Below are 17,099 nucleotides of genomic sequence, written 5' to 3'. Positions count from 1 at the left end.
CGTCCGGAAAACCCGCGATCCGATGCAACACGATTGAGGCCCGCAAAACGCGGGCCGGCAAATACGGGCGCTACAGGAGAAACCATGACCTTCGCTGCTGTAATCTTCGATCTTGATGGCACCCTGATCGACACGGAAACCCTGTCGATGAATTCGTCCCGGATCGCGTTTGAGGCCCATGGGCTGCCTGTGACGGACAGGCTGCTGCACAGCCTCATCGGCAAGGACAAGGTCGCGGGATCGTCGATCCTGCGCGCGGAATACGGCGATATCGACCTGCCGGCACTTTTCGAGACCTGGGTCGAGGTCGCGCGCGAGCATTTCGAGACGGAAATTCCCCTGAAGCCCGGCGTCGAAGAGCTGCTGACCTGGCTGGCAGAGCGTGACCTGCCCCGCGCGATCTGCACCTCGTCCAGTCAGGCAGAGGCGGACCAAAAATTGCGCATTACCGGGCTTGGGCGTTGGATAAAAACCGTTGTGACCGTGGATTGCATCACCAACGCCAAACCGCATCCCGAACCCTATCTGGAAGCCGCGCGCCGTCTCCGCGTCAGCCCGGAAATCTGTCTGGCCTTCGAGGATAGCGAGACCGGCGCACAAGCGGCCTTTGCCGCCGGAATGCATGTGATTCAGGTGCCCGACATCATTCCGGCCTCGGGAAAATTCGCCCATATCGTCGCGGACAGCCTGCTGTTGGGCGCGCATCAGGCCGGGTTGTTACCGGCACCTTGCGAATCCTGATTCAACACCCTAGATAGGGGGTGAGAGGTTGGCGCGGGCGAGCGCCTCGCCAACCCGGTCAGATCCGGAAGGAAGCAGCCGTAACGAGCCCCGCTTGGGTCGTTGTCCAGCCTCTCACCTTTCCCCCAACATGCGAGATCCGCGAATGGTTGCCTTGGCAGCGACTGTTCAGCGCCCGTCAGGATCCGCGCAGCACGGGCGCGCCGACGCACTGTCCGATCGCTTTACAACTGTTCCGCGCTGAATGTATCGCAATCGGCCATCCGCCCGCTGTCATAGCCGCGCGCGAACCAGCCAGAACGCTGTTCGCTGGTGCCATGGGTAAAGGTATGCGGCTGCGGCACTTGGCCCGCACGCTTTTGCAGATAATCGTCACCGATCCTGCGCGCGGCGTTCAGCGCCTCTTCCAGATCGCCCGGCTCCAGCAGCCCATCGACAGAGCGCGCCCAGACGCCCGACAGGCAGTCGGCCTGCAACTCCAGGCGCACAGTCAGTGCGTTGGCCTGCGTCTCACTCGACTGCCGCCGGGCCTGATCGACTTGGCCGAGGATGCCCAATTCATTCTGAACATGATGGGCCACCTCATGCGCGATCACATAGGCGGCGGCAAAATCGCCCGACGCGCCCAGTTGCTGAGACAGGGTCGAGAAGAATTCGGTGTCCAGATAGGCCTTGCGATCCGCCGGGCAATAGAACGGCCCCGTGGCACCAGAGGCCGACCCGCAGGGCGATTGCGTCACCCCGGAATACAGGACCATGACAGGCGGCGTATAATCCTCGCCGACCTGCGCGGGGTAGACTTGGCTCCAGACCTGCTCTGTCGTGCCCAACACCTGTGCTGCAAAGCTGCCTGCGGCCTCTTCCTGCGCACTCAACTCGCGAGGGGCGCTGGACTGCGTTCCGGCCCCTTGAAGCAGCGGCGTCACGTCGATCCCGGCGAAATACCCCACTGCCAGAACCACCAAAAGGCCCACGCCGCCAATGCCCGCGCCTTTCGCGCCATAGCGGCGGCGATCTTCTACATTACGGCTTGCCCGCACGCCTCTCAGTCGCATTCTGTCCCCTTTCAATCGCCGATCCAACCGAGCATATCATACACGCAGCGCCGCCATGTCGAAGCAGAAAAAGACCGCGTTGTTGCGTCTGGCAAATTGCCGCCACATCTGCCCCGGACACCTGCTCGGCTGCCCTCAACCCCGCACAACCGATTGACTTTGGTGTGTTCTACGCCTCCCACGCGCAAGCTCACCACCAGCAGAAAGGAATACCCCCAAAATCAACGCCATGTTTCCGGTACGCGTCCCGAGACACGAAAACCCCGCCGCTGGACCTTTGGCCGGGGTGTTTGTACGCTCTGCCGGACGCAGCCAAAGCCCAGCAAGGACCGCATGACCGATTCTCCCGCCTATCAGGTGCTCGCCCGGAAATACCGCCCGGAAACCTTTGCCGATCTTGTCGGTCAGGACGCGATGGTGCGCACGCTGAAGAACGCGTTCAAGGCCGACCGCATCGCGCAGGCCTTCATCATGACCGGCATTCGCGGAACCGGCAAAACCACCACCGCGCGGATCATCGCCAAGGGGATGAACTGCATCGGCACGGACGGGACCGGCGGCCCGACGACGGAACCCTGCGGAAAATGCGAACATTGCGTGGCCATCATGGAAGGCCGCCATGTCGATGTGATGGAGATGGACGCGGCATCGAATACCGGCGTCGCCAATATCCGCGAGATCATCGATTCCGTGCATTACCGGGCGGCCTCGGCGCGCTACAAGGTCTATATCATCGACGAAGTTCACATGCTGTCCACGGGCGCATTCAACGCACTTCTGAAGACGCTGGAAGAGCCGCCAGAGCACGTCAAATTCATCTTCGCCACGACCGAGATCCGCAAGGTCCCCGTCACCGTCCTGTCACGCTGCCAACGCTTTGATTTGCGCCGGATCGAACCCGAAACGCAGATCGCATTGCTGCGCAAGATCGCGACCTCCGAAGGCGCAGAGATCACCGACGAGGCGCTGGCCCTGATCACCCGCGCTGCCGAAGGCTCGGCCCGCGATGCCACCTCGCTGCTGGATCAGGCGATCAGCCATGGCGCTGGCGAAACCACCGCCGAGCAGGTGCGCGCCATGTTGGGGCTGGCTGATCGTGGCCGGGTGCTGGACCTTTATGACATGATCATGCGCGGCGATGCGGCAGGCGCGCTGACCGAGCTTTCCGGCCAATATGCAGATGGCGCCGATCCGATGGCGGTGCTGCGCGATCTGGCCGAGATCACGCATTGGATTTCCGTCGTCAAGATCACACCCGAAGCCGCCGAGGACCCCACGATCTCGCCCGACGAACGCAGCCGCGGCATGCAGATGGCAGAGGCGTTGCCGATGCGCGCCATGACCCGGATGTGGCAGATGCTGCTGAAAGCGCTGGACGAGGTTGCCAGCGCGCCCAATGCGATGATGGCCGCCGAAATGGCGATCATCCGCCTGACCCATGTGGCCGAACTGCCCTCGCCCGAAGAATTGCTGCGCAAGTTGCAGGACACGCCACCGCCGTCCAATGGACCACCGGGTGGCCGGGCACCAACAGGTGGCACCACAGCTTCGACCGTACAAGCAACTCCCCAACACGCACGCGGACCAGCACCCTCTTCCGGCGCAACCGCTCAGGGCGGCGCGCCCGCACAGGCCATCGCGCAGGATCACGCACTCGCGCGGTTCCCCACGTTCGAACATGTGCTGGACCTGATCCGCGCCAATCGCGACGTCAAGCTGCTGGTCGAGGTGGAAACCGGCCTGCGCCTCGCCGCCTACCAACCCGGCCGGATCGAATTCACGCCGACAGACAACGCCCCCGCGAACCTTGCCCAGAATCTGGGCAGCGCCCTGCAACGCTGGACAGGCAACCGCTGGGCGGTGTCGGTCGTGAACGGCGCCACATCTGAAACCATTGCCGAGAAACGCGATGCGGCGGCCCTCGCCCTGAAGGCCCGCGCGATGGAACACCCGATGTGGCAAGCCGTCATCGCCGCCTTCCCAAAGGCACGTATCACCACGATCCGCACCCCCGAAGACATCGCCGCCGAAGCCGGGGCCCAAGCCCTGCCAGAGGTCGAGGATGAATGGGATCTGTTCGAAGACGGCTGACCCCTCGCCACTTGTGACGCGGTCCCGCAATGCGTATTTCAGCGACCAAACCGACAACAAAAGGATTTTCAGATGTTCAAAGGCCTCGGAAATCTCGGCGACATGGCCGGGATGATGAAGAAAGCGCAGGAAATGCAGGGCAAGATGGCCCAGCTTCAGGAAGATATGCAGAATATCACCGTCACCGGCGAATCCGGGGCGGGTCTGGTCAAGGCAACCTGTTCGGCCAAGGGCGACCTGCGGGCGCTGGATATCGACCCGTCGATCTTCAATCCGGATGAAAAGGAAGTGGTCGAGGACCTGATCCTGGCCGCGATCAAGGACGCGCAGGCCAAGGCCAGCGAGAAAGCCCAGGACGAGATGGCCAAGCTGACCGAAGGCATGGGCCTGCCCAAGGACATGAAACTGCCCTTCTGATCCGGCAACCGGCGGTGCCTCTCCGGACGCGCCGCCCTACCTGCAAGGGAAACCCCGCTTGTCCAACACCCGCGATATCGACGCGCTGATCGACCTGATGGCCAAGCTGCCAGGCCTCGGCCCCCGCTCGGCCCGCCGCGCGGTGCTGCACCTTATCCGTAAGCGCGCCTTGCAAATGACGCCGCTCGCCGACCTCATGCAAAACGTCGCCGCCTCCGCACGGGAATGCGTGAACTGCGGCAATATCGGCACCGCCGACCTCTGTGACATCTGCACCTCCAACAAGCGCGCCAATGGCCAGATCTGCGTGGTCGAGGATGTGGCCGACCTTTGGGCAATGGAACGTTCCGGCGTCTTCAAGGGCCGTTATCATGTGCTGGGCGGCACGTTATCCGCGCTGGATGCCGTCGGGCCCGAAGACCTGCGCATCCCCCGCCTTGCGGACCGGATTGATGACGAAGAGATCACCGAGATCATCTTGGCCCTCAACGTCACGGTCGACGGCCAGACCACCGCACATTACATCGCCGACCAGCTGGAACATCGCGTGACGCTGACCTCCCTGGCGCAGGGGGTCCCGATCGGCGGTGAACTGGACTACCTCGACGACGGTACGATCTCAGCCGCCCTGAACGCCCGCAAACCGATCTGATCAACGCCCCTTTTGCCCATTCTCATTGGCCAAAATACTCCGGGGAGCGCGAGGGGCTGGCCCCTCGCTCCTGCCCTGTCCACGCACGCGCCCCATAATGACAGGACCAAACAAAAAAGACCCGCAGGCGCTGGCCAACGGGTCCCTGGAAATCGCGTCAAAAACCGTGTTACGGCTGCTCGTCATCCTCGCCGCTTTCCGGCAGGTTGAAGAAGCTGTCCGCGTCAAGATATTCGCGGGAATCGCGCTTGTCCGCTTCGTCCTCATCCTCGTCCTCGTCCCCCCGCGGGTCGGACAGGCTGAAGGTTTCCAATCCTTCAATCGCCGTCGGGATCCGCGGTTCGGCGGGCTGGCCAAGGCTTTGTTCGGTGGACAGCAGCTTGCGACGATCATCGTCCGACAGCGCGGCCCCCTCGGCCTGCTTCTTGGCCGAGGCCTTCTGCACGGCTGCATCCAGTTCGGACTGTTTGCACAGCCCCAGCGCGACCGGGTCGATGGGCTGAATGTTCGCGATATTCCAATGCGTGCGCTCGCGGATCGCCTGAATTGTCGGCTTCGTGGTGCCCACCAGCTTGGAAATCTGGCCATCCGACAGTTCGGGGTGGAATTTCACCAGCCACAGGATCGAGGCCGGACGATCCTGACGCTTTGACAGCGGCGTATAGCGCGGGCCACGGCGTTTTTCCTCATCGCGGGCGGCGGCGTTGAACTTCAGCTTCAGCCGGTTCAGCGGGTTTTTCTCAGCGTTGTCGATATCGTCCTGGGTCAGCTGATTGTTGGCGATGGGATCGAACCCCTTGACGCCTGTGGCCACGTCACCATCGGCAATGCCCTGAACCTCAAGCTCGTGCATGCCGACAAAATCGGCAATCTGTTTGAAGGTCAGCGTGGTATTGTCCACCAGCCAGACGGCGGTCGCCTTGGGATGCAGCAGTTTTGCCATCGGGTATCTCCTTACAAATCTTCCCCGATGCCTGCCTAGAGGCTGATCCGAGATCCGGACCGGTTACCATTGTCGGGGAACTTCGGGCCTATATAGTGGCGCAAGACGGAAGAGGAAAGAGAAAATGCGTTTGTTGGTATTGCTGTTTTTGATGAGTGCCGGGCTGGCCAGGGCAGAGGGCGAACCCTCGGGCAAATTCGACTATTACGTGCTGTCGCTCAGCTGGTCCCCGACCTGGTGTGCGCTCGAAGGCGATGCCCGCAACTCTCAGCAATGCGATGCTGGCCGCGATTTCGGCTGGGTGCTACACGGGCTTTGGCCGCAATATCACCGTGGCTGGCCGTCCTACTGCCGGACGCAGGAACGCGCGCCGTCGCGTCAACAGACAGCAGCGATGGCGGATATCATGGGGACAAGCGGGCTGGCCTGGCACCAGTGGAAAAAGCATGGCACCTGTTCCGGCCTCTCCGCGAAGGCCTATTTCGCCCTCTCCCGCAAGGCCTATGGCAGCATCACGCGGCCTGCCGTGTTTCGCAAGCTCGATCAGCCCGTGAAAATACCGGCCTTGGTCGTCGAAGAAGCGTTCCTGAAGGCCAACCCGACATTCGCGCCCGACATGGTCACCATCACCTGCCAGAGCGCGCGCATTCAGGAGGTGCGGATTTGTCTGTCGAAAGACCTTGAGCCGGTGCCCTGTGGCAGCGACGTCCTGCGTGATTGCCGGATGACGGATGCTCTGCTGGACCCCGTGCGCTAGGAGGCTGGCGCAACATCGGCTGCGGTGCTAACAGACCCCCGCAAACCGACCCGTTACGAGGCCCGAATGTCCAAGCTGATCCTTCACGTTGGCACCCATAAGACCGCCACAACCTCGATACAGAACATCCTGGCCCTCAACCGAAAAATGCTTGCCAAGCATGGGTTTATTTTTCCAAAACTAGGAACGGAAAGCGGCCAGCACGGGCTGGTGACCGACTGGATCACCTTGCCGCCGCAATACCAGTACGAAGAAGGCTCGGTCAGCGCGTGGAAGACTCTGGTGCGCGACTATGCCAACACGGACAAGACGGTTTTCGTGTCCTCGGAGGAGTTTTCCCGCGGCGATCCGAAACAGCGCATCAACCTTGCCGACATCCGCGAGCTGTGCTCGGAATTTGACGAGTTTCAGGTCATCTGCTGCATCCGCAACCAAGTGTCCTTTCTGCAATCCATCTACCTTCAGGTTGCCAAGTCAACCGTCGCGGTGCCGTGGGTCAGACTGTATGAACGCGCGCTGTCGCATCGAATGGCAACCGGAGTCCTGATGGATTTCAATTGGCTATACGGCCATCTGAAACGTGGTTTCGCCCCTGAAGAGATAAGTTTCTTCGTTTACGATCAAGCCATAAGGAGGCCTGACGGGATCATCGGCGAAATCATGGATCTGGCGGGGTATGGGCATCTGACGTCGCAGCTGTCGGCCCTCAGCGCCGGCGACAGCAACGTGTCGCAAGACCCGTTGACGGCCTGGGCTTCGGCGCAGATATCGATCAAGCAGTCGTCCAGCCGGAAACTTCTTAACGTCACCCGCAGCGTGCTGGAGCAACATTTCCGCGAAGGCGTCAAGACCACCGTCTATTCCGAGGCAGAGGTCGCGCGGATGATCAGTTTTTTCGAACCGCTCAACACTGCGTTCGAAGAAGACATTCGCAAGACCGGCCATGATCTGAAAATCACATGGCCAAACAAAGACCCCAATCTGGTGCACCGGAACCGGGTGCCACCCGCCTTCTGGATAAAGCTTGCGCGCAGGATGTATGACGAGAACCCGAAACTGCACTAGTTTCGGAGAACCCGCAAATCGCGGCGGATTGCCTTAGCCGACTTTCAGGACGATCTTGCCGATATGGGTGCTGCCCTCCATGCGCGCATGGGCGTCCGCAGCCTGTTCCAGCGGGAATTCGGAATCCATCACCGGGGCGACTTTGCCAGCGTCCAGCAGCGGCCAGACCTGTTCGCGCAGCGCATCCGCGATCCGCGCCTTCGCCAGATCCGACTGTGGCCGCAAGGTAGACCCGGTAATCGTCAATCTTCGCGTCATCACCTGCGCAAAGTTCAGCGCAACCTTAGGCCCGCTCAGAAAGGCGATCTGGACCAGCCGCCCGTCATCCGCCAAAGCCTTGATATTGCGCGGGATGTAATCGCCTCCTACCATGTCGAGGATCAGGTTGGCCCCGCCCTCGGCGCGCAAAATCTCGACGAAATCCTCCTCGCGGTAGTTGATCGCCCGCTCCGCGCCCAAATCCGTACAGGCGGCGCATTTGTCGGCAGATCCGGCGGTGGCAAAGACACGGGCACCAAACTGCCGCGCCAGTTGGATCGCCGTCGTCCCGATGCCGCTGGATCCGCCATGGATCAGGAATCGCTCGCCCGCTTGCAGCCCGCCCCGCATGAACACGTTGGACCAGACGGTGAAGAAGGTTTCGGGCAGACAGGCGGCTTGCTTGAGATCCATCCCTTGCGGGACGGGCAGGCAATGCGCGGCAGGAGTCGCGACATATTCCGCATAGCCGCCACCGGGCAACAGCGCGCATACCTCGTCGCCCACAGATGGCCAATCGACACCCGGCCCCACGGCGACAACCTCGCCAGCCGCTTCCAGCCCCGGCAGGTCACTGGCACCGGGGGGCGGCGCATAGGCCCCCGCGCGCTGCAAGGCATCCGGCCGGTTCACCCCTGCATAGGCGAGCTTCAGGACAACCTGCCCATGCGCCGCCTCGGGCCGTGGCCGTTCGACCAGCGTCAGCACCTCCGGCCCGCCGGGTTGTGAAATCTCGACTGCGCGCATTGTCTGTGTCATTTGCTCTGAACCTTCCCGATAACTGCCACAGCGCAGACTAGCCTCTCTGTGCCGGTCAGCAAGCCCCGACGCTTCGCACTGACCCGCAACGGATCTAGGGTTTCCCGGACCCCGACCAATGCCCCGGCAAATCACTGTCATGCCTGCGTACTGGTGCCTTGATCTGGCCCAACAACCAGTTTGGCCCTGCAAGCACCCCGCTGAGAAACTTGTTGCCGCGCACCTGCGCCTTGACCTTCTCGATCTGCATGACATCGTCGATCCGCCGATCCAGAAACGCCCATGTCGCCTGATGGTCGGGCGAATCGTCGCCCAGCCAGAACAGCACGGCAGAGCCGTAAACCCCCGACAATGTCGCGCGCTTGGTGTACCAGTTCACATCGTCAGAGATGTCGCCAAGCGTGTTCCAGATCAGATCGGCGGTGCCCCAGATCGCCTTGGCCCCGTCAGCAGCATGCATCGGCAGCGCGAACAGGGTTGTGCCACGGCGCACCGCCTCGCGGTCCTCGGCCGCTTCCAGACGATACCGCACAGCAGCGGCGATTCGATCTCGAAACCGCATCGCGGACAGGTCCGCCGCCTTCAGCCGCGCCACCATTTGCGCATCGCCGCGACGGTGAAAGGCCAGTGCCAGATCCACCGCGCCCCGCGGATAAAGCGCACGCGCCATCACCGGGTCCATTCCGGTATCCGCGACCGCCGCGCGGAACGTCGTTTCTGTCCAGCCGTCAAACGCGACATGCGTCAGGGCCGCATCCAATAGCTGCTCTTGCGGGGAGCGTTCACTGTCGGTCATCGGTGCCTCCGTTCGGTCATCGGTAGTGTAGACAAGCTAGGGTGGCTTTGCTATAGGGCCACCTCCTGCAATCCATGCAACTCGAACTTAGAAAGGTGGTGAAAACCACATGCAGGTTAGTGTTCGCGAGAACAACGTTGATCAGGCGCTTCGTGCCCTGAAAAAGAAGCTGCAACGCGAAGGGGTTTTTCGTGAAATGAAGCTCAAGCAACATTTCGAAAAACCGTCCGTCAAAAAAGCGCGGGAGCAAGCTGAAGCGATCCGGCGGGCCCGCAAACTGGCACGCAAAAAAGCACAGCGCGAAGGGATGATGTAAATCACTTTGCCCGGGGGTCATTGATGACCTTCAAGCTTACGAACAGAATGACGACCCCCGCGGCACCTGCCCGGGGGTTTGTCGTTTTCGGGATGTATTCCGGCGATCGGGTCACGACATTCCTGCAACGCCAACGGGTTTCCGGCACACTCCGCTGTCAGCGGGCTGGCGATGCCCGACGTTCCGCCCGGCGCAAGACGCCTAGATCGGCAGCGCGCTGGTTTTGAACACGGTGCGCAGGGCAAAGGAAGATTGCATCTGCGCCACCCCCGGCAGACGCGCCAGATGCTGCCGGTGGATGCGGGCGAAATCATCCGTGTCGTCCGCCACGATCTTGAGGATATAATCCGCCGTCCCCGCCATAAGGTGACATTCCTGCACATCCGGAATGCGGCTGACAGCCTTCTCGAATGCGTCAAAAATCTCATCCGACTGGCTTTGCAGGGTGATTTCCACAAAAACGGTTGTCGAGATGCCCAGTTTGCGCGGTTCCAGCAGCGCCACATACTCGTGGATAATGCCGCAGGCTTCCAATCGCTGCACCCGTCTGTGACACGCTGACGCCGACAGGTTTATCTCTTCCGACAGATCCGCATTCGAGATTCTGCCCCTGCGCTGAAGTACCCTGAGGATCCGTCGGTCCGTCTCATCCAATGTCATTATTCACGATATCTTTCAGAAGGCAGCAGATTGCCCAAGGTTATTCGATACAATAGTGGTTTTACGAGCTATTTCTAAAAGCAGTTGCGGCAGGTCTGCGCGATCCTCCGCGATAATGGACCAGGAGGAGAGATCGTCGTGAAAATCGGATGCCCAACAGAGATCAAGCCACAGGAATTTCGGGTTGGCGTCACGCCCAACGCCGCACATGAGGCCGTGCAGCACGGGCACGAGATGCTGATACAGGCGGGTGCGGGCACCGGCGCGGGCTTTACCGACGAGGATTACATCGCCGCCGGAGCGCGGATCATCGAAACCGCCGAAGAGGTCTACGCCAGCGTCGACATGATCGTGAAGGTGAAGGAACCGCAAGCGACAGAGCGCAAGATGCTGCGCGAAGGCCAGGTGCTGTTCGCCTATCTGCATCTTGCACCCGATCCCGAACAGACGAAGGATCTGATGGCCTCCGGCGCGACCTGTATCGCCTATGAAACCGTGACCGACAGCCGTGGCGGCCTTCCCCTGCTGGCACCGATGTCCGAGGTTGCCGGACGGCTGGCCCCGCAAAGCGGCGCATCGGCGCTGCAAAAGGCCAATGGCGGCAGCGGTGTGCTGTTGGGCGGCGTTCCCGGTGTGCGCCCGGCCAATGTGGTGATCGTGGGCGGCGGCGTCGTGGGGACGGCCGCGGCGCGCGTGGCGGCTGGCATGGGCGCGAATGTCACCGTGCTCGACCGGTCCATTCCGCGCCTGTCCTATCTTGACGATGTGTTCATGGGACGCCTGACCACGCAATATTCCGACCAGCATTCGCTGGCGACGCTTCTGCCGCGCGCCGACATGGTCATCGGTGCCGTGTTGATCCCCGGTGCCGCAGCACCCAAACTGATCTCGCGCGAGCAGCTATCGCTGATGCAGCCCGGTTCCGTTCTGGTGGATGTGGCGATTGATCAGGGGGGGTGTTTTGAAACGTCGAAGGCGACCACCCATCAGGACCCGATCTATGATGTCGATGGCATCATTCACTATTGCGTCGCCAATATGCCGGGCGCGGTTGCACGCACCTCGACCATCGCTTTGGGCAATGCCACGATGCCCTTCATGCTGGCACTTGCCGACAAGGGCTGGCAGAAAGCCTGCGCCGACGATCCGCATCTGCTGGACGGGTTGAACGTGCATGCGGGCAAACTGACCTATTATGCCGTGGGCCGCGCGCTTGGCATCGACGTGACAGCACCGCAAGTCATCCTCAAACAGGCCGGCTGAAGACTGCCTGGAACTGCGTTCGCGTCTCGCGGGTGCGGGCGCAGTTCTGGTACCTCAAAGCACGACGATACCGCTATGTTTGGCCTTGTGTTCAGGCTCGACATGGATGGTGACGACGCAATCGGGTACACGCTCCAGCAAGCCTGCTTCGATCCGGTCACAGATGACATGTGCATCGTCCACCGACATTGCGCCATCCACAACCAGATGAAACTCGATAAACGTCGCCGTCCCGGCCTGACGGGTGCGCAGGTCATGCGCCTCGACAGCCCCCTCGGCCTGATCCGAGATCACCTCGCGCAGCTCCACCAGAATGTCCTCAGGCAGGCTTTCGTCCAGCAATCCGCTGAGCGAGGCGGCGATGACATGCCAGCCGGACCACAGAATGTTCAGCGCCACCAGAGCGGCCATCGCTGGGTCGATCCACGGCAGACCGGTCATGATCGCTATCAGCACACCAAACGTCACCCCGACCGAGCTGACAACATCCGACAGCAGATGCTTGCCGTCGGCTGCCAACGCGGGCGAGCGTTCAGTCCGTGCCGTGCGCAGCAGAATCCAGCACCACACGCCATTGATGATGCTGGCCACAAGGTTCACCGCCAGCCCCGACAACGGGGCGTCAAGGGGCCGCGGATTGGCAAAGCTTTGCCACGCCTCGTGCAGGATCAGGAGCGCCGCGATGACGATCATCACGCCTTCCAGAACGGCGCTGAAATACTCGGCCTTGTGATGCCCGTAGGGATGCGTGGCATCGGCAGGCTGCGCCGCCACACGGATTGCCATCAGCGCGGCGATTGCCGTAGCCACGTTGACGATGCTTTCCATCGCATCGGAATACAGCGCGACAGAATCGGTCATCCACCAGGCCAGCGCCTTGATGCCCAACACCAGGATGCCCACGAACAGGCTGCCCCAGGCGATCTTCATCGTCTTTGTCACGAATGCACCCCCGGCCTTGCTTGCTGCCTGATAGCCTGTGCACATCGGGGCGGCAAGCTTTACAGCGCAATTGATAATGTCTCGCATTTTCAATTACTTCAGATCGCGCAACGAAAAAGACCCGCCGCTGCTGCGACGGGCCTCTGGCTGTCACGTCCGATCAGTTCAGGCGGATTTCTTTAGAGAATCGCGGATCTCGATGAGGATATCCAACTCGGACGGGCCGGTTTCGACCTCGGGGGCCACATCATCGGGCTTTTCTGCAATCGCCTTGGCGCGGTTGACCATCTTGACCAGCATGAACACGACCCAGGCAATGATCAGGAAGTTGATGACGGCCATGATGAAAGACCCATAGGCAAAGACCGATGCCCCGGCTTCGCGGGCGGCTTCAAGGCTTGCACCTGCGGGCACTTCGCCTGACAGCACGGCATATTTGTTGGTGAAATCGATGCCGCCCGAGAACAGGCCGATGATCGGGTTGATCAGATCGCCAACCAGCGATGCCACGATCGCGGTGAAGGCTGCACCGATGATGATACCGACGGCCATGTCCATGACATTGCCCTTGGCGATGAAATCCTTGAATTCTTGTACCATTCCGGTCCCTCCAGACAACTACTCACACCCGTTAGGTGCGTTAAAAAACATAGTGGTTCCGGATTCGCACAAAACTGCGCCTTTGCATACGGGGAAAAAGAGTTACGTTCCGACCTCAGAGGACAAACACGAAAGAACATCATGGCCGACCTGTCGAATTATCTCATCAGCCGCCGCTGGCCTGCGAAACACCCAGAGCGTATCCAGCTATATTCCTTTCCCACGCCCAACGGGGTCAAGATCTCGATCGCCTTGGAGGAAATGGGCCTGCCCTATGAAGCGCACAAAGTCACCCTCGCGGATGCGGATGTCAAAAGCCCGGAATTCCTTTCGGTCAACCCGAACAACAAGATCCCGGCGATCATTGATCCCGATGGGCCGGACGGCACGCTTTTGGCCCTGTTCGAAAGCGGGGCGATCCTGATCTATCTGGCCGAGAAAACGTCAAAGTTTTTTGGCCGCAATGCCGCCGAGCGCGCCAAGATCGTACAATGGCTGATGTGGCAAATGGGTGGGCTTGGCCCGATGTTCGGCCAGATGGGCCATTTCCATTCCGGTCCGGGCAAGGAGGTCAAAGATCCCTACCCTGCCAAACGCTATCTTGATGAAGCGCGCCGCTTGATGAATGTGTTCGAAAAGCACATGTCGGACGGGCGCGACTGGGTGGCGGGGGATTATTCCATCGCGGATATGGCCATTGGCCCCTGGCTGCGTGCGCCGTCATTCTATGGCACGCAAGACCTTCTGGCATGGGACGATCACCCAAATCTAAAGGCCTATCTGGAGCGGTTCACAGCGCGCCCTGCCGTTCAGGTCGGCTTGGTGACACCGGCCCGCGACTGACAGGCTCTGCCTTCCGGCGCGTTCCTGGCGCGGCAAGGCATATTGCAGTACGTCATCCGCTCAGGCGGGCAGCTTGCCCGTCAGGACGTAGCGCAGGATCTGCGCCACTTCGGCAGGCGTGCGGGTAACGGCCAGCGCGGCGGCATCCACCTCTTTCAAGGCATGATCGTGGTCGGGCTGTTGCAGGATGATCAGCGATTTGCCAAGCGCCGAGGCGACACCTGCATCAAACGCCGCATTCCACTGCTTGTACATCTCGCCAAAGCGCACAACGACAACGTCAGCCTCTTCGATCCCCTTGCGGGTGCGGATCGCGTTGACCATCGCGCCCTTGCGGTCGTGCCAGAACTTGTTCGGCTCCTCCCCCAGAATAGCCACGCCGCAATCATCCGAAGCTGCGTGATCCGTCACCGGGGCGTCGAAGGCGATGTCCAGACCGTCGCAAGCGTCTATGATCTCTTCGCGCCAGCTGGTGTGGATTTCACCGGATAGATACACTCTCAACATCATCTTCTCCTTCATATCGCGCAGAGGTGGCTTATCCGCGCAGGCTGCCACCCGTGGCTTTGGTGACTTTCTCGACGATCTTGGCGCTGACGGCCTCGATGTCTTTTTCCTTGAGCGTGGCACCGCTGGGTTGCAGGCGCACCGTGATGGCCAGTGATTTCTTGCCCTCGCCCAGACTGCCGCCAATGAACTGATCGAAGACGCGCACATCCTGAATAAGCGCCTTGTCGGCACCGGCGGCGGCATTGACCAGCGCCAGCGCATCGACATCCGCATCGACGACGAAGGCAAAGTCACGCTCCACCGATTGCAGATCGTTCAAGACCAGCGCCGCACGGGTCGAAACCTGCTTGCGCGGCAGCGGAATTTCCGCAGGCCAAAGCGTGAAGCCCACCGCTGGTCCTTTCACATCCATCTCGCGCAGCACGCGGGGATGGATCTCGCCAAAGATGCCCATCACCTTTTTCGGACCCAGACAGATCTTGCCATGCCGCCCCGGATGCCACCAGTCAGAGGCACCGCGCAGGATCTGCACCTTGGCAGGCGCGCCCATCGCGGTCAGCACCGCCTCTGCATCAGCCTTGGCGTCATACAGGTCCACGGGCCGCGATGCGCCATGCACATCCTTCGGCCCCGTCCGCCCGACCAGCAGGCCCGAGACCAGCATATGCTGCTCGCCCGGCTCGCCGCCGTGAAAGGCCGCGCCTACTTCGAACAGGGCCAGATCGGCCTGCCCGCGCGCCTGATTGCGCGCCGCCGCCTGCAACAGCCCGGGCAAAAGCGCCGGCCGCATATGGCTGAGTTCCGAACTGATCGGATTGGCCAGCATCGTCGCATCATAGCCGCCCGCAAACAGCGCCGCCGTCTTGGCGTCGATGAAGCTGTAGGTCACGCATTCATTATACCCCAGCGCCGCCGTCGTGCGCCGTGCGGCCTGTTCGCGTTTCTGCATCGGTGACAGAACCGGTTTCGGCACGCCGGGTACGCGCGGCAAGGGCTTGCCCTGCAACTTGGTCAGCGACGCGATGCGCGCCACTTCCTCGACCAGATCGGCCTCGCCCATCACATCGGGGCGCCAGCTTGGCACATGCGCCATGTTGCCCTCCAGCCGGAACCCCAGCGCCGTCAGCGTCTGACGCTGCTCGCTTTCGGGGATGTCCATGCCGACCAAAGACCGCACCCGTGCCGGGTCCAGCTTGAAGGCGCGTTTCCAGTCCGGCATATGCCCGGCCACGACAACCTTGGACGCCTCGCCCCCGGCATGATCCAGGATCATCCGCGTCGCATGTTCGATGCCTTCGGGCGTCCATTCCGGATCAATCCCGCGCTCGAACCGGTAGCGCGCGTCAGAGTTGATCTTCAGCGCGCGCCCCGTATAGGCGGTGCGGACCGGATCGAAATACGCGGCCTCAAGGAACACGTTCACCGTATCCTCGGTCACACCCGTTTGCGCGCCGCCCATGATCCCGCCAAGGCTCTGCGCCCCCGCATCGTCGGAGATCACCACCATCCCCGGCTCCAGCCGGTAGGTCTTGTCATCCAGCGCCGCCAGTTCCTCGCCGCCCGCCGCAAGATGCACCCGCAGATTGCCCGAGACCTTGTCGGCGTCGAACACATGCAGGGGGCGGTTGCGGTCATAGGTGAAGAAGTTCGTCACATCGACGAGGAAGCTGATCGGCCGCAACCCGATGGCGCGCAGCTGATCCTGCAACCAATCCGGGCTTGGGCCGTTCTTGACCCCACGGATCATCCGGCCGAAAAACACCGGGCAACCGTCGCGCGCGTCCTCGTCAATCGAAACGCTGATGGACGAGGCAAACTCGCCCTCGATCCCGTCGCAATCGCGCGGCTTCATCTTGCCCAGACCCCGCGCCGCCAGATCGCGCGCAATGCCGCGCACGCCCAACGCATCGGGCCGGTTCGGCGTGATCGCAATCTCGATCACCGGATCGACCCTGGCGGGGTCATTCGCGGCCAGCCAGTCCACGAACAGATCACCCACCTCGCCCGAGGGCAGCTCGATGATGCCGTCGTGATCCTCGCCCAGTTGCAATTCCCGCATCGAGGCCATCATCCCGTGGCTTTCCACGCCGCGAATATTTCCGACGCTCAGCGTGGTGTCGATGCCGGGGACATAATCGCCGGGCTTGCACAGCACGACGGTGATGCCTTCACGCGCATTGGGCGCACCGCAGACGATCTGCTTGTTGCCTTCATTCGTCTCCACATTGCACACCCGCAGCCGGTCCGCATCGGGGTGCTGCTCGGCATGGGTCACCTTGGCCAGCGTAAAGGTCCGAAGGGCGTCGGCGGGGTTTTCAACCTCCTCGACCTCCAGCCCGAGATCGGTCAGCGCATCGGTGATTTCCTCCACCGATGCAGAGGTGTCGAGGTGGGATTTCAGCCAGGAGAGCGTGAATTTCATGGGTCGTCC

The 17,099-nt window shown here is 61.6% G+C and carries 18 protein-coding genes and 1 other RNA gene; 10 read left to right on the top strand and 9 right to left on the bottom strand.

Features of this window, described 5'->3' with window-relative positions:
* The first annotated feature begins 84 nt into the window (after nucleotides 1–84).
* Nucleotides 85–741, top strand: coding sequence for an HAD family hydrolase (locus tag ACN0WV_RS13985; RefSeq protein WP_417606588.1), 657 nt, complete (start codon nucleotides 85–87; stop codon nucleotides 739–741).
* A 21-nt stretch (nucleotides 742–762) separates the two neighbouring features.
* An RNA gene (gene ffs / locus ACN0WV_RS13980) (signal recognition particle sRNA small type) lies at nucleotides 763–861 on the top strand.
* A 104-nt stretch (nucleotides 862–965) separates the two neighbouring features.
* Here ffs and ypfJ read toward each other — a convergent pair.
* Nucleotides 966–1,796, bottom strand: a complete 831-nt coding sequence (gene ypfJ / locus ACN0WV_RS13975) for a KPN_02809 family neutral zinc metallopeptidase (RefSeq protein ID WP_417606587.1) — start codon at nucleotides 1,794–1,796, stop codon at nucleotides 966–968.
* A gap of 333 nt (nucleotides 1,797–2,129) precedes the next feature.
* Between ypfJ and ACN0WV_RS13970 the strand changes: the two genes are divergently transcribed.
* The 3 genes from ACN0WV_RS13970 (at nucleotide 2,130) to recR (ending at nucleotide 4,956) form a co-directional block, all read left to right on the top strand.
* Nucleotides 2,130–3,887, top strand: a complete 1,758-nt coding sequence (locus tag ACN0WV_RS13970) for a DNA polymerase III subunit gamma/tau (protein ID WP_417606585.1) — start codon at nucleotides 2,130–2,132, stop codon at nucleotides 3,885–3,887.
* Nucleotides 3,888–3,959: 72 nt separating this feature from the next.
* Nucleotides 3,960–4,304 carry a YbaB/EbfC family nucleoid-associated protein gene (locus tag ACN0WV_RS13965; RefSeq protein ID WP_084352978.1) on the top strand — a complete coding sequence of 115 codons (345 nt, stop codon included), beginning with the start codon at nucleotides 3,960–3,962 and terminating at the stop codon, nucleotides 4,302–4,304.
* A 58-nt stretch (nucleotides 4,305–4,362) separates the two neighbouring features.
* Nucleotides 4,363–4,956, top strand: a complete 594-nt coding sequence (gene recR, locus ACN0WV_RS13960) for a recombination mediator RecR (protein ID WP_417606583.1) — start codon at nucleotides 4,363–4,365, stop codon at nucleotides 4,954–4,956.
* 169 nt (nucleotides 4,957–5,125) lie between these two features.
* On the opposite strand, the gene ACN0WV_RS13955 is transcribed toward recR, so the two are convergent.
* Nucleotides 5,126–5,899, bottom strand: a complete 774-nt coding sequence (locus tag ACN0WV_RS13955; protein ID WP_084352976.1) for a DUF1013 domain-containing protein — start codon at nucleotides 5,897–5,899, stop codon at nucleotides 5,126–5,128.
* A gap of 124 nt (nucleotides 5,900–6,023) precedes the next feature.
* Between ACN0WV_RS13955 and ACN0WV_RS13950 the strand changes: the two genes are divergently transcribed.
* Together ACN0WV_RS13950 and ACN0WV_RS13945 are read left to right on the top strand one after the other, a co-directional pair.
* Complete coding sequence (locus ACN0WV_RS13950; RefSeq protein ID WP_417606582.1) at nucleotides 6,024–6,656, top strand: ribonuclease T2 family protein; 633 nt, start codon at nucleotides 6,024–6,026, stop codon at nucleotides 6,654–6,656.
* Nucleotides 6,657–6,722: 66 nt separating this feature from the next.
* Nucleotides 6,723–7,721, top strand: coding sequence for a hypothetical protein (locus ACN0WV_RS13945; RefSeq protein ID WP_417606580.1), 999 nt, complete (start codon nucleotides 6,723–6,725; stop codon nucleotides 7,719–7,721).
* Between the two features lie 33 nt (nucleotides 7,722–7,754).
* On the opposite strand, the gene ACN0WV_RS13940 is transcribed toward ACN0WV_RS13945, so the two are convergent.
* Both ACN0WV_RS13940 and ACN0WV_RS13935 read right to left on the bottom strand, forming a co-directional pair.
* Nucleotides 7,755–8,738, bottom strand: coding sequence for an NAD(P)H-quinone oxidoreductase (locus tag ACN0WV_RS13940; RefSeq protein ID WP_417606579.1), 984 nt, complete (start codon nucleotides 8,736–8,738; stop codon nucleotides 7,755–7,757).
* Nucleotides 8,739–8,832: 94 nt separating this feature from the next.
* On the bottom strand, nucleotides 8,833–9,534 hold the full coding sequence (locus ACN0WV_RS13935) for a COQ9 family protein (protein ID WP_084352972.1): 702 nt from the start codon (nucleotides 9,532–9,534) through the stop codon (nucleotides 8,833–8,835).
* Between the two features lie 109 nt (nucleotides 9,535–9,643).
* Between ACN0WV_RS13935 and rpsU the strand changes: the two genes are divergently transcribed.
* Entirely contained in the window at nucleotides 9,644–9,850 is a 207-nt protein-coding gene (gene rpsU, locus ACN0WV_RS13930; RefSeq protein WP_084352971.1) for a 30S ribosomal protein S21, read from the top strand.
* 201 nt (nucleotides 9,851–10,051) lie between these two features.
* On the opposite strand, the gene ACN0WV_RS13925 is transcribed toward rpsU, so the two are convergent.
* Complete coding sequence (locus ACN0WV_RS13925; RefSeq protein WP_417606577.1) at nucleotides 10,052–10,510, bottom strand: Lrp/AsnC family transcriptional regulator; 459 nt, start codon at nucleotides 10,508–10,510, stop codon at nucleotides 10,052–10,054.
* 138 nt (nucleotides 10,511–10,648) lie between these two features.
* On the opposite strand from ACN0WV_RS13925, the gene ald reads away from it, so the two are divergent.
* Nucleotides 10,649–11,773 carry an alanine dehydrogenase gene (gene ald / locus ACN0WV_RS13920; protein ID WP_417606575.1) on the top strand — a complete coding sequence of 375 codons (1,125 nt, stop codon included), beginning with the start codon at nucleotides 10,649–10,651 and terminating at the stop codon, nucleotides 11,771–11,773.
* 54 nt (nucleotides 11,774–11,827) lie between these two features.
* Here ald and ACN0WV_RS13915 read toward each other — a convergent pair whose 3' ends face one another.
* Both ACN0WV_RS13915 and mscL read right to left on the bottom strand, forming a co-directional pair.
* Nucleotides 11,828–12,715, bottom strand: coding sequence for a cation diffusion facilitator family transporter (locus ACN0WV_RS13915; RefSeq protein WP_417606653.1), 888 nt, complete (start codon nucleotides 12,713–12,715; stop codon nucleotides 11,828–11,830).
* Nucleotides 12,716–12,880: 165 nt separating this feature from the next.
* Nucleotides 12,881–13,315, bottom strand: a complete 435-nt coding sequence (gene mscL / locus ACN0WV_RS13910; protein WP_417606574.1) for a large conductance mechanosensitive channel protein MscL — start codon at nucleotides 13,313–13,315, stop codon at nucleotides 12,881–12,883.
* A gap of 141 nt (nucleotides 13,316–13,456) precedes the next feature.
* Between mscL and ACN0WV_RS13905 the strand changes: the two genes are divergently transcribed.
* A complete protein-coding gene (locus ACN0WV_RS13905) occupies nucleotides 13,457–14,158 on the top strand; it encodes a glutathione S-transferase family protein (protein WP_417606572.1) in 702 nt (233 codons plus the stop codon).
* 60 nt (nucleotides 14,159–14,218) lie between these two features.
* Here ACN0WV_RS13905 and ACN0WV_RS13900 read toward each other — a convergent pair whose 3' ends face one another.
* Nucleotides 14,219–14,665, bottom strand: a complete 447-nt coding sequence (locus ACN0WV_RS13900) for a YtoQ family protein (protein WP_417606570.1) — start codon at nucleotides 14,663–14,665, stop codon at nucleotides 14,219–14,221.
* Between the two features lie 31 nt (nucleotides 14,666–14,696).
* Entirely contained in the window at nucleotides 14,697–17,090 is a 2,394-nt protein-coding gene (gene pheT, locus ACN0WV_RS13895) for a phenylalanine--tRNA ligase subunit beta (RefSeq protein ID WP_417606568.1), read from the bottom strand.
* Between the last annotated feature and the right edge of the window lie 9 nt (nucleotides 17,091–17,099).

The sequence above is a fragment of the Primorskyibacter flagellatus genome (genome assembly GCF_048268605.1).
In the GTDB taxonomy this organism is placed as follows: domain Bacteria; phylum Pseudomonadota; class Alphaproteobacteria; order Rhodobacterales; family Rhodobacteraceae; genus Primorskyibacter; species Primorskyibacter flagellatus.
This window is presented reverse-complemented; position numbering and strand designations above follow the sequence as displayed.